The organism is Pseudomonas sp. PB106 (assembly GCF_009764645.1).
In the GTDB taxonomy this organism is placed as follows: Bacteria; Pseudomonadota; Gammaproteobacteria; order Pseudomonadales; family Pseudomonadaceae; genus Aquipseudomonas.
In genome coordinates, this window is the sequence record NZ_RWIM01000223.1 from 19157 (window position 1) to 31096 (window position 11940).

Consider the following 11940-nt stretch of genomic DNA (forward strand, 5'->3'; position numbering starts at 1 on the left):
GCCACCTGCAGCGGGATACAGGATATCGGCTACTAAGCTCATTCCTAAATGGTATTTGTTAGCCTTTTTTTAGATCGATTAGCTTTGCCGTATTCAAATCACGTCAAACCCTATCCAAAAGGCGACGCCATCATGGCCAAACGCGCACTATCCAGTCAATTTGTTACAGTTTGTGTGTCAGCAATATTTTCTTTTTCGGCCCACGCGGCCAACCTCACCATCGGTTATCAAACCGGTATTGACCCGAGCAAAGTGCCCCAGGCCGACGGTGTCTACGAGAAAACCATTGGCGAGAAGATCGACTGGCGTCGCTTCAACAGTGGCCCGGAAGTTGTGACAGCCATCGCATCGGGCGACGTGCAGATCGGCAATCTCGGCTCAAGTCCGTTAGCGGCGGCAGCTTCACGCAATCTGCCGATCGTGGCGTTTATTGTCTCAGCGCAGATCAATGCCGCCGAAGCGCTGGTCGTGCGCAATGGCAGCGGCATCAACACACCTCAGGATCTGGTCGGCAAGACCATCGCCACGCCGTTCGTTTCTACCTCCCATTACAGCCTGCTCGGTGCGCTCAAGCATTGGGGGCTGGATGCCTCGAAAGTCAAAGTGGTGAACCTGCAACCGGCGGAAATCGCTGCGGCGTGGAAACGCGGTGACATTGATGGGGCATTTGTCTGGTCGCCCGCACTGGGGGAAATCCGCAAGACCGGCAAGACGTTGACTGACGCCGCTCAAGTCGGCCAGTGGGGTGCGCCGACCTTCGAAGTGTGGGTTGCGCGCAAGGACTTCGCCGAGAAGCATCCTGAAGTCGTGGCCAAGTTTGCCAAGGTCACGCTGGACTCATTCGCTGACTACGCCGCGCACAAAGACAGCTGGACGGCGGACTCGGTGCCTGTACAGAAAATCGCCAAATTGACCGGTGCCAATGCGGCCGATGTGCCGGAACTGCTGGCCGGTTCGGCATTCCCGGATGCCCAGGCACAACAAACCACGGCGCTGCTGGACGGCGGCACGGCCAAGGCGATTGGCGAAACGGCGAAGTTTTTGAAGGAGCAAGGCAAGGTTGAGACGGTGCTGCCGGATTATTCGCCTTACGTCAGCGCGAAGTTCATCACTGAGTAACAGATCATTCCCACGCTCCGCGTGGGAATGCAGCCCGGGACGCTCCGCGTCCCATCAGGAGCAGAACGCAGAGCGTCCGTTGAGGCATTCCCACGCAGAGCGTGGGAATGTTCGGATGAACCGGGTCAGAGGGTTTTTTCGAAGATCTTCGAATTACGCTGATAGTTGTACAGCGACGCCCGCGCCGCTGGCAGACGCTCAACGCTGCTCGGTTCGAACCCGCGCTCGCGGAACCAGTGCGCGGTGCGCGTGGTGAGAACGAACAAGGTCTTCAAACCCTGCGCCCGTGCTCGGGTCTCGATGCGCTCCAGCAGTTCGTCGCCGCGACCGCCGTGGCGATATTCCGGGTTCACCGCCAGGCACGCCAGCTCACCGGCATCCGAATCGGCAATCTGATACAGCGCCGCACAGGCGATGATCATGCCTTCGCGCTCGACCACACTGAACTGCTCGATCTCGCGCTCCAGGACTTCCCGCGAACGACGCACCAGAATCCCCTGCTCTTCCAGCGGACTGATCAAGTCGAGCAAACCGCCGACGTCTTCAATCGCCGCCTCGCGCACCAGTTCGAATTGCTCCTGCGCCACCAGCGTACCGCCACCGTCACGGGTGAACAGTTCGGTCAGCAGCGCGCCGTCTTCGGCGTAACTGACGATATGACTGCGCGCCACGCCGCCACGGCAAGCTTCGGCTGCCGCATCGAGCAATTCCGCCTGATAGTTGCTGCCCAGACGCTGCAAATGCGCCGGCACTTGTTGCGGACGCAGTTCGCGCACCAGTTTGCCGTTTTCGTCGATCAGGCCGAGGTCGGCGCCGAACAGCAACAATTTGTCTGCGCCCAAGTCGATGGCAGCGCGGGTGGCGACGTCTTCGCAGGCGAGGTTGAAGATTTCACCGGTCGGTGAGTAGCCCAGCGGCGACAGCAGCACAATGGAGCGCTCATCTAGCAAGCGATTGATGCCCTTGCGGTCGACCCGGCGCACTTCGCCAGTGTGGTGATAGTCGACGCCTTCAAGCACCCCGATCGGCCGCGCGGTAACGAGGTTGCCGCTGGCCACGCGCAGGCGTGAGCCCTGCATCGGCGAGGAAGCCATGTCCATCGACAGCCGCGCTTCGATCGCAATACGCAACTGGCCGACGGCATCGATCACGCATTCCAGGGTTGCCGCATCGGTGATGCGCATGCCGTGGTGGTAATGCGGGGTCAGGCCACGGGCGGCGAGGCGGGTTTCAATTTGCGGGCGCGAACCGTGCACCAGCACCAGGCGCACGCCAAGGCTGTGCAACAAGACGAGGTCGTGAACGATGTTGCCGAAATTTGGATGCTCAACGCCGTCGCCGGGCAGCATGACGACGAAGGTGCAGTCGCGGTGGGCATTGATGTAAGGGGATGCGTGGCGAAGCCAATTGACGTATTCGGGCATGTACCTGGGCCTGTAATAAATAGCAGCCGGAAAAAGGGCGAAACGGAAAACGCACAGCGGGCTGATGGTTATCGTCGGAACAGGCTTGGCGACACGCGCGCTCTCCTCATGAATACGGGTTCAATTCCCACAAATTTAACGACCTCCCCCTGTAGGAGCTGCCGAAGGCTGCGATCTTTTGACTTTGTTTTTAAAAGACAAGATCAAAAGATCGTCCGATCGTGGCCCGAGCCTTCGGCAGCTCCTACAAGGCAGGCGTTCAATTCTTCAGGCAGTAATGTTCAATCAGTTGCCGTAATAGATGCACGGTAGGCTGCAAACGTGACATTTCAAGGTACTCGCCGGGCTGATGCGCACAGGCGATGTCGCCAGGGCCGAGCACGATGGTTTCGCAGCCAAGGCGCTGAAGATAAGGCGCTTCGGTGCCGAACGCTACTGCTTCGGCGCTGTGACCGGTGAGCTTTTCAGCGATGCGCACCAGTTCGGCGTCTTCATCCTGCTCGAACGGCGGCACTTCCGGGAACAACGGCTTGTAGTCGATCTTCACCTGATGCCGCTCGGCGACCGGGTTGAGCTTGCGCAAAATCTCCGCACGCAGGACTTTCGGGTCCATCCCCGGCAGCGGTCGCAAATCAAATTCCAGCGAACACTGGCCGCAGATGCGGTTCGGGTTGTCACCGCCATGGATGCAACCGAAGTTCATCGTCGGTTGCGGCACGCTGAATTGCGGGTTGTTGAATTCACGCTGCCACAACAGGCGCAAACCGCGCAGTTCGCCAATCGCGTCGTGCATCGCTTCGAGGGCGCTGTGGCCCAGGCGCGGATCCGACGAATGGCCGCTCTGCCCGAGGATGTCGATGCGCTCCATCATGATGCCTTTGTGCATGCGGATCGGCTTGAGCCCGGTCGGCTCGCCGATCACCGCTGCGCGGCCCAATGGACGCCCGGCTTCGGCCAACGCACGGGCGCCGGACATCGAGCTTTCTTCATCACAGGTGGCGAGGATCAGCAACGGTTGCTTGAACGGTTGGTCGAGCAGCGGCTGAACGGCTTCAATGATCAGCGCAAAAAAGCCCTTCATGTCGCAACTGCCGAGGCCGACCCAGCGGCCATCGACTTCGGTGAGCTTCAGCGGATCGGTCTGCCACAACGCATCGTCGTACGGCACCGTGTCGCTGTGCCCGGCCAGCACCAGCCCGCCGGGGCCGCTGCCGAAACTGGCGAGCAGGTTGAATTTGCCGGGGCTGACCTGCTGGATGTCGCAACTGAAACCCAGATCGCCCAGCCACCCGGCGAGCAAATCGATCACCGCGCGATTGGACTGATCGAGGTTCGGTTGGGTACAGCTGACCGACGGCGCGGCAATCAGCGCAGCGAACTGGTCTTGCATGGACGGCAAAGGCATCGCTGACTCCAACTCCCGATTTGAAGTCCATCATAGAGCCATCCGGCGTCAGGAATAAACCGCCGCAGGGCGTAGGACGAATCAGTCCTGTACACTGCACGGCCTTGGCAGCCACATATTCCCCGGCTGCGCTCCCGATCCTGGATTTTCCGGCCATGCAGAAAGAAACCGAAATCAAACTCCGCGTCAGCCGCGAAACCCTCGCCGCCCTGCGCGAGCACCCGCTACTGAAAAAACGCAACAAAAGTGGCTGGGAACGCCGTGAGTTGATGAACCAATACTTCGACACCCCCGAGCGCGATCTGGCTCAGGCCAAAGTCGCCCTGCGCCTGCGCAAGGACGGGGACGAAGTGATTCAGACCCTCAAGACCCGTGGCCAGAGCGTCGCCGGCCTGTCCGAGCGTAATGAATACGACTGGAAGTTGCCGAAAGCCAAGCTCGACGTGAAGAAACTCGACGGCGAATGCTGGCCCGAGTCGCTGGCCGAGTTGGACAAGAAAACTCTCAAGCCGATCTTCACCACCGATTTCGTCCGCGAACGCGCCGAAATCGCCTGGGGCCGTGGCAAAGCCAAAGTGGTTATCGAAGCCGCGCTGGATCTCGGCCACGTTGTCGTCGGCAAGCAGAAGGAAGAAATCTGCGAGCTGGAACTGGAACTGCGCGAAGGCGAGCCTGCCGCGCTGCTGGAACTGGCCGCTGAACTGGCCGAAACCCTGGCGCTGATGCCGTGCGACATCAGCAAGGCTGAGCGCGGCTATCGTCTGTACGACGCCAACAGCTACTCGCTGAGCCTGCCGGCGCCGGAGCTGACCGCAGAAACCCAACTCGACGACGCCTTCGCCGCGCTGAGTTGGCACTTGCTCGGCAGCAGTCAGCGTCTGGCTGAACAGTACCGTTTCAACGGTCACTGGCGCCTGTTGCTCGACTGGGTCGAGAACCTCGCAGAAATGCGCGCCCTGCTCAGCAGCCTCGGCCAGGCCGCACCGCGTCAGTCGACCCACGACTTGCGCGTTGCTCTGGATGCGTTGCTGGAAGACTGGCGCCCGCTGGTACAGGCCGGTATCGAAGACGAAGACGTGCGCAAAGCCGCGCCGGAGCAGTTCCTCGAAGAACTCGAAGACCCGCGCTGGGGCTTGTTCTCGCTGAACACTTCGCGCTGGTTGCTGGCGCGCACCTGGACCGCCGAACGCAACGTGCGTGGCAACCGTCAGGGCGGCGCGCAGTTGCACAGCTGGCTGCCGCGTACCTTGGGCGAAGAAGCCACGGCCCTGCAATTGCAGCGTTACCAGCAGCAGCCCGAAGATCTGGCCGAGCAACTGCCGCGCATCGAGCGCATTCAGGTCTGGCTGCACCACGCACGTAACGTGCTGGAAATCCCGGAAATGGATCGTCTGTACGGCGAGCTGAACAAACTGGCGCAACTGGCCAACGAGCCGACGATCACTGACGAACTGCTCGATGCGCGCAAGCAGCAGGCGATTGCGGTTTACCAGAATCGCGCGTGGAAAATGCTCCTGCGTATGTAATTCCCTGTGGCAGGGGGGCCCCCGTTGATGATCGTTCCCACGCTCCGCGTGGGAATGCAGCCCGGGACGCTCCGCGTCCCAAAGCGGACGCAGAGCGTCCATTGAGGCATTCCCACGCAGAGCGTAGGAACGATCAGGATCAGACCGGGAGGCTGGTGGTGGACTTGATCTCCGACAACGCCACAATCGAATTCACTTCCTGAATCCCCGGCACCAGCGACAGCTTCTCGAAGAAGAACCGCTCATACGCTTCAATGTCCGCCGCGACAATGCGCAACAGAAAATCCACCGCGCCCATCAGCACATAACACTCCAGCACCTCCGGAAACCCGCGAATCGCTTCGGTGAACTCAGTGAAGTTCGAACGCCCGTGGGCGTTGAGTTTGATCTCGGCAAAGATCTGCGTATTCAGGCCGATCTTCTTGCGATCAAGCAAAGTCACCTGACCGCGAATGATCCCCTCCTCCTTCATCCGTTGAATCCGTCGCCAGCACGGCGATTGCGACAAGCCCACCTGCTCGGCGATCTGCGCGCTGGAGAGTGAAGCGTCCTCTTGGAGCAGGGCGAGAATCTTGCGGTCGTAGCCGTCCAGCTCGCTGTGCATAGAAAAACCTCTAATGGAATATTCTGCGAATTGATTCAGTCGATCATTCGCCAATAACGTCGATCATAGCCAAGAAATACCCGGCACCGAATGTAAAAATTCCTCCAGAAATTTTGGAGACTCGCCATGCCGCACCTCGAAGCCGTGAACAGCGCCCCCACCCGTGTCGACGTCTGGAACGTCAGCAACGCCCACTGCCTGGCGCAGTATCAGATCCTCGCCGAAGCCGAGCCGGACTTGCTGGTGCGGGTGCTCAACCTGTTCGCGCTGCAGTTCCTCACGCCCGAGCAGGTCAACGTGCAGCGGATGGACGACTTGATGTCGATCGATATCGTCATGGGCGGTTGCAGTTGGCATCGCGCGCAGGTGATCGCGGAAAAACTTCGTAACCTGATAAGCGTTTGCTCGGTGAACCTGGAAAACGCCGACAGCGCTTGGGATGCCCCCGCGCACGCCGCCGGCTGACAAATCCGGCAACGCCTTCGTCGGGTAGTGGCCCAACGGTCAGCGGGGCCGCGACTATCCTTTTGCGCACTGTCGCTCAAAAGGAAGCCTGCATGTCCGCTCAATTCGCCACTCAGGACCGCTGGCTGGAACTCAACGATGTGTTGCGTGAACTGGTCGCCCAAGGCTTCATTTGCCAGGACTCGGCGGAACAAGCGCTGAATGCCCGCCGGCGCCAGGCGAGCCACGGCCAGATGCACCCGCTGGAATTCATCGCCAGCCAGCAACTCGACGACCTCAGCCGTCCGGGCAAACACCTCGACCTGGAAAGCCTGACCCTGTGGCTGGCGCAGCAGGCCGGCCAGCCGTATTTGCGCATCGACCCGCTGAAGATCAATGTCGCCGCCATTACGCCGTTGATGTCCTATGCCTTCGCGCAGCGGCACAAGATTCTCGCCGTGGCGGTCGATCGCGACTCGGTGACCGTGGCCAGCGCCCAGCCTTACGTCACCGGTTGGGAAGCCGATCTGACCCACGTGCTGAAACTGCCGATCAAACGGGTGGTGGCCAACCCGGCGGATATCCAGCGTTTCAGCGTCGAGTTTTTCCGTCTGGCGAAATCGGTCAGCGGCGCCAGCAGTGCCGACGCCCAGGGCGGCAACCTCGGCAACTTCGAACAACTGCTCAACCTCGGCGCCAGCGATCAGGAACCGGACGCCAACGATGCGCATATCGTCAACATCGTCGACTGGCTGTTCCAGTACGCCTTCCAGCAGCGCGCCAGCGATATCCACATCGAACCACGGCGCGAACAAGGCACGGTGCGTTTTCGCATCGACGGCGTACTGCACAACGTCTACCAATTCCCGCCACAGGTGACCATGGCAATTGTCAGTCGCCTGAAAAGCCTTGGGCGAATGAACGTCGCCGAAAAGCGCAAACCCCAGGACGGCCGGGTCAAGACCAAGACCCCGGAGGGCGGCGAGGTTGAGCTGCGCCTGTCGACGTTGCCCACCGCGTTCGGCGAAAAAATGGTCATGCGGATTTTCGACCCGGAAGTGCTGCTCAAGGATTTCGATCAACTGGGCTTCAGCGCCGACGATCTGCGGCGCTGGCAGGACATGACCCGCCAACCCAACGGCATCATTCTGGTCACCGGGCCGACCGGTTCGGGCAAGACCACCACGCTCTACACCACGCTGAAAAAACTGGCGACGCCGGAGGTCAACCTCTGCACCATCGAAGACCCGATCGAAATGGTCGAGCCGGCGTTCAACCAGATGCAGGTCCAGCACAACATCGACCTCAGCTTCGCCGCCGGCGTGCGTGCGCTGATGCGGCAAGACCCGGACATCATCATGATCGGCGAGATCCGCGATCTCGAAACCGCTGAAATGGCGATTCAGGCAGCGCTGACCGGGCACTTGGTGCTGTCGACCCTGCACACCAACGACGCGCCCAGTGCGATCAGTCGCCTGCTCGAACTCGGCGTGCCGCACTACCTGATCAAAGCCACCGTGCTCGGGGTCATGGCCCAGCGTCTGGTGCGCACCTTGTGTCCGCACTGCAAAGCACCGCTGACACTGGAGGATGAAGACTGGCAAACCCTCACCCGTCCATGGCAAGCGCCGCTACCGGGCAATGCGCAGCGGGCCATCGGCTGCGTCGAATGTCGCGACACCGGTTATCACGGCCGCGCCGGGGTCTACGAAATCATGCAACTGAGCGACAGCCTCAAAACGTTCATCACCCCGGACACCGATCTCACGGCAATCCGCCGTCAGGCGTTCAAGGAAGGCATGCGCAGCCTGCGCCTGTCCGGCGCACAGAAAGTCGCGGCGGGACTGACTACGGTTGAGGAAGTGTTGCGGGTGACACCGCAGAGCGAGCTGAAATAGCCCATCACGGAACTGGATCGAGGAAAAGGCAATCCAACGCCGTAGTTAACCCCCAGGAGTCATCTCATCATGCGTCTCAAACTTGCTGTCGCCACCTTGGCCTTGCTGTCCCTTCCCGTTGGTTCGGCCATGGCGGACAGCTTTTGGCGTAACGTCATTTCGTCCGGCGCGACCACCGGCTCGACTTACCTGACCTTCAAGGACCACAAGCTGATCATCGCCGCGCAGGACGATGCCGGCAGTTTCGTCGCCAGTGACGGCGGCATTCGCGGGCCGTATCTGGAAGCCGCGATGCAGAAAGTCCGCGCCGACAACCCGGGCCTGCAGGCGACAGACATGGAACTGGCGAACGCGATTCTGGCGAAGAACGCGGTGGCTTCCGAGTAAATCAAAAGCAAAAGATCGCAGCCTTCGGCAGCTCCTACAGGGTAATGCATTCCAAAGTAGGAGCTGCCGAAGGCTGCGATCTTTTGATCTTCAGCGGTAATCATCCACCGGCACACACGCGCAGAACAGGTTTCGATCGCCGTAAACGTTGTCCACCCGATTCACCGCCGGCCAGTACTTGTGCGCCTTGGTGTGCGCATCCGGGGTGATGCCTTGCTCGATGCTGTAGGGCCGTTCCCAAACGCCGGTAACATCCGCCAACGTATGCGGTGCTCGCTTCAGCGGATTGTCCTCGCTCGGCCAGTCGCCATTCTGCACTTGGCTGATTTCTGCGCGAATGCTCAACATCGCGCCGATAAAACGATCCAGTTCGCCCTTCGATTCGCTCTCGGTCGGTTCGACCATCAACGTCCCCGGCACCGGGAATGACATGGTCGGCGCATGGAAACCGTAATCCATCAGGCGCTTGGCGACGTCTTCTTCACTGATCCCGGTCTGCGCCTTCAATGGCCGCAAATCCAGAATGCACTCGTGCGCGACCCGGCCGTTGCGCCCGGTGTACAGCACTGGGAACGCGCCGGATAAATGCTGCGCGAGGTAATTCGCCGCAAGAATCGCCACCTCGCTGGCGTCGGCTAGTTGCGGGCCCATCATGGCGACGTACATCCAGCTGATCGGCAAAATGCTCGCGCTGCCCCACGGCGCCGCGCTGACCGCGGTGTTCTGCGGTTGCGGGCCGTCAATTGGCACCACCGGGTGATTGGCCACGAACGGCGCCAGATGCGCGCGCACGCCAATCGGCCCCATGCCCGGCCCACCGCCGCCATGGGGAATGCAGAAGGTCTTGTGCAAATTCATGTGCGAGACATCGGCGCCAATGTCCGCCGGCCGCGCCAGCCCGACCTGCGCGTTGAGGTTGGCGCCGTCCATGTACACCTGACCGCCGTGCTGGTGGATCACTTCGCAGATTTCGCTGATGCCCTCCTCGTAGACGCCATGGGTCGACGGATAAGTCGCCATCAGACAAGAAAGCTTCGCCCCGGCCCCGGCAGCCTTGGCTTTCAAGTCATCGAGATCAACGTTGCCGGCCTCGTCGCACTCGACGATCACCACCCGCAACCCGACCATTTGCGCGGAGGCCGGGTTGGTGCCGTGGGCCGAAGACGGAATCAGGCACACATCACGCCCGCCCTGCTGGCGGCTCTCGTGATATTTGCGGATCGCCAGCAATCCGGCGTATTCACCCTGCGCACCGGAGTTGGGCTGCATGCAGATCGCGTCGAACCCGGTGATTGCGCACAGCCAGCGTTGCAGTTCTTCGATCATCAACGTGTAGCCAATCGCCTGCTCGCGCGGCACGAACGGGTGCAGATTGGCGAACTGCGGCCAGGTGATCGGAATCATTTCGCTGGTGGCATTGAGCTTCATGGTGCAGGAGCCCAGCGGGATCATCGACTGATTGAGGGCCAGATCTTTGTTCTCCAGTTGCTTGAGATAGCGCAGCATCTCGGTTTCGCTGTGATGGGCGTTGAAGACCGGGTGGCGCAGGTACGGAGTCTTGCGCTGGAGATTTTCCGGGATGCCTGAATCCAGTGCCTCCGCATCGAGATCATCGACGGTCAACCCGTGATCGGCACCGAGCAGCACTACGAACAATTTAGCCACGGTACTTTCATCGCTGGTTTCATCGAGACTCAGCCCCAACAGCCCGCGACCCAAAATCCTCAGGTTGATCTGCGCCGCCTGAGCGCTTTCGATGATCGCGGTTTGCGCTCCGCCGACGTCCAGCGTCAGGGTGTCGAAAAACTGCGCGTTGAGCCGCTTGATGCCATGGCGCTCCAGCCCTGCCGCCAGAATGCAGGTCAGCCGATGCACGCGCTGGGCAATACGTTTGAGCCCCTCCGGCCCGTGATAGACCGCATAGAAACTGGCGATATTGGCCAACAGCACCTGCGCCGTGCAGATGTTCGAATTGGCCTTCTCGCGGCGGATATGTTGCTCGCGGGTTTGCAGGGCCATGCGCAGCGCGACGTTGCCTCGGGCGTCCTTCGACACACCGATGATCCGCCCGGGAATCGCCCGTTTATATTCCTCGCGGCTGGCGAAGAATGCCGCATGCGGACCGCCGTAACCCATCGGCACGCCGAAGCGCTGGGACGAGCCGAACACCACGTCGGCGCCGAGTTCACCCGGCGGCGTCAGCATCAGCAAACTCAATAAATCGGTCGCGACACAGGCCAAGGCCTGTTGCGCGTGCACGTGATCAATCAAAGGTCGCAGATCACGAATCTCGCCGTGAGTGTCGGGATACTGCAGCAGCGCGCCGAATATTTGGTGCTGCCTCAAGTTATCCACAGCGTCGATGATCAGTTCAAAGCCGAAGCCTTCGGCGCGGGTCTGCACCACGGAAATGGTCTGTGGATGACAGTTCTCGTCGACGAAAAACAGATTGCTCTTCGACTTCGCCACGCGCTTGGCCAGCGCCATGGCTTCTGCGGCGGCCGTGGCTTCATCGAGCAGCGAAGCGTTAGCCAGTTCGAGACCGGTGAGGTCGATGGTCAGTTGCTGGAAATTCAGCAGCGCTTCGAGCCGGCCCTGGGCGATCTCCGGTTGATACGGCGTGTACGCGGTGTACCAGCCGGGATTTTCCAGCACATTACGCAGAATCACGGCCGGCGTTAGGGTGCCGTGGTAGCCCATGCCGATCAGGCTTGTCCAGACCTGATTCTGCTCGGCGTAACCACGCAGCCTGGCGAGTGCGGCTTGTTCATCCAGCGCCGGCGGCAGGTCGAGTGCGCGATTGAGGCGGATGCCCGGCGGCACGGTTTGCTCGATCAGTTCGACCCGGCTACCGAGACCGAGGCTGTCGAGCATCGCCTGCTGCTCGGCGGCATCGGGGCCGAGGTGGCGGCGCAGGAAGGCATCGGGATCGCGTAACTGGCTCAGGGACGGCAACTGGGACATGACGGGCTCTCTCTTGGCTGGCGCTCGGCGTCAATGCAACACGGTCAAAGCAGCATAGCAGCCGATGTGGCAACCCATTTTCAGTGCACCGCATCCCCCTGTAGGAGTGAGCCTGCTCGCGATAGCGGTGTGTCAGACACCTTAATGCTGACTGACACACCGCTATCGC

General features: G+C 60.8%; 9 protein-coding genes. 5 read left to right on the plus strand and 4 right to left on the minus strand.

Annotated elements, in window-relative coordinates; all coding sequences use genetic code 11:
• Positions 1–129 precede the first annotated feature (129 nt).
• On the plus strand, positions 130–1119 hold the full coding sequence (gene tauA / locus EJA71_RS27015; RefSeq protein WP_158961090.1) for a taurine ABC transporter substrate-binding protein: 990 nt from the start codon (positions 130–132) through the stop codon (positions 1117–1119).
• A gap of 125 nt (positions 1120–1244) precedes the next feature.
• Here tauA and argA read toward each other — a convergent pair whose 3' ends face one another.
• Together argA and argE are read right to left on the minus strand one after the other, a co-directional pair.
• On the minus strand, positions 1245–2543 hold the full coding sequence (gene argA, locus EJA71_RS27020; protein WP_158961078.1) for an amino-acid N-acetyltransferase: 1299 nt from the start codon (positions 2541–2543) through the stop codon (positions 1245–1247).
• A 259-nt stretch (positions 2544–2802) separates the two neighbouring features.
• Positions 2803–3948: an acetylornithine deacetylase gene (gene argE, locus EJA71_RS27025; protein WP_158961080.1), complete on the minus strand. Its 1146-nt coding sequence runs from the start codon at positions 3946–3948 to the stop codon at positions 2803–2805.
• Between the two features lie 155 nt (positions 3949–4103).
• Between argE and EJA71_RS27030 the strand changes: the two genes are divergently transcribed.
• Complete coding sequence (locus tag EJA71_RS27030) at positions 4104–5474, plus strand: inorganic triphosphatase (protein ID WP_158961082.1); 1371 nt, start codon at positions 4104–4106, stop codon at positions 5472–5474.
• A gap of 139 nt (positions 5475–5613) precedes the next feature.
• Here the strand turns inward: EJA71_RS27030 and EJA71_RS27035 are convergent, their stop codons facing one another.
• Positions 5614–6078: an Lrp/AsnC family transcriptional regulator gene (locus EJA71_RS27035; protein ID WP_095119879.1), complete on the minus strand. Its 465-nt coding sequence runs from the start codon at positions 6076–6078 to the stop codon at positions 5614–5616.
• 126 nt (positions 6079–6204) lie between these two features.
• On the opposite strand from EJA71_RS27035, the gene EJA71_RS27040 reads away from it, so the two are divergent.
• The 3 genes from EJA71_RS27040 to EJA71_RS27050 all read left to right on the plus strand — a co-directional run bounded on the left by EJA71_RS27040 (position 6205) and on the right by EJA71_RS27050 (position 8807).
• On the plus strand, positions 6205–6543 hold the full coding sequence (locus EJA71_RS27040) for a hypothetical protein (protein ID WP_158961084.1): 339 nt from the start codon (positions 6205–6207) through the stop codon (positions 6541–6543).
• A gap of 92 nt (positions 6544–6635) precedes the next feature.
• A complete protein-coding gene (locus EJA71_RS27045) occupies positions 6636–8420 on the plus strand; it encodes a GspE/PulE family protein (RefSeq protein ID WP_158961086.1) in 1785 nt (594 codons plus the stop codon).
• A gap of 66 nt (positions 8421–8486) precedes the next feature.
• Positions 8487–8807, plus strand: coding sequence for a DUF2388 domain-containing protein (locus EJA71_RS27050; protein ID WP_171057234.1), 321 nt, complete (start codon positions 8487–8489; stop codon positions 8805–8807).
• Positions 8808–8897: 90 nt separating this feature from the next.
• Here the strand turns inward: EJA71_RS27050 and gcvP are convergent, their stop codons facing one another.
• Positions 8898–11771: an aminomethyl-transferring glycine dehydrogenase gene (gene gcvP / locus EJA71_RS27055; protein ID WP_158961088.1), complete on the minus strand. Its 2874-nt coding sequence runs from the start codon at positions 11769–11771 to the stop codon at positions 8898–8900.
• Between the last annotated feature and the right edge of the window lie 169 nt (positions 11772–11940).

Bases quoted from the DNA above. Each gene is read 5' to 3' on its own strand.
- EJA71_RS27030 (WP_158961082.1), top strand. From the start codon at position 4,104: ATGCAGAAAGAAACCGAAATCAAACTCCGCGTCAGCCGCGAAACCCTC.
- gcvP (WP_158961088.1), bottom strand. From the start codon at position 11,771: ATGTCCCAGTTGCCGTCCCTGAGCCAGTTACGCGATCCCGATGCCTTC.
- EJA71_RS27045 (WP_158961086.1), top strand. From the start codon at position 6,636: ATGTCCGCTCAATTCGCCACTCAGGACCGCTGGCTGGAACTCAACGAT.
- argA (WP_158961078.1), bottom strand. From the start codon at position 2,543: ATGCCCGAATACGTCAATTGGCTTCGCCACGCATCCCCTTACATCAAT.
- argE (WP_158961080.1), bottom strand. From the start codon at position 3,948: ATGCCTTTGCCGTCCATGCAAGACCAGTTCGCTGCGCTGATTGCCGCG.
- EJA71_RS27035 (WP_095119879.1), bottom strand. From the start codon at position 6,078: ATGCACAGCGAGCTGGACGGCTACGACCGCAAGATTCTCGCCCTGCTC.
- EJA71_RS27040 (WP_158961084.1), top strand. From the start codon at position 6,205: ATGCCGCACCTCGAAGCCGTGAACAGCGCCCCCACCCGTGTCGACGTC.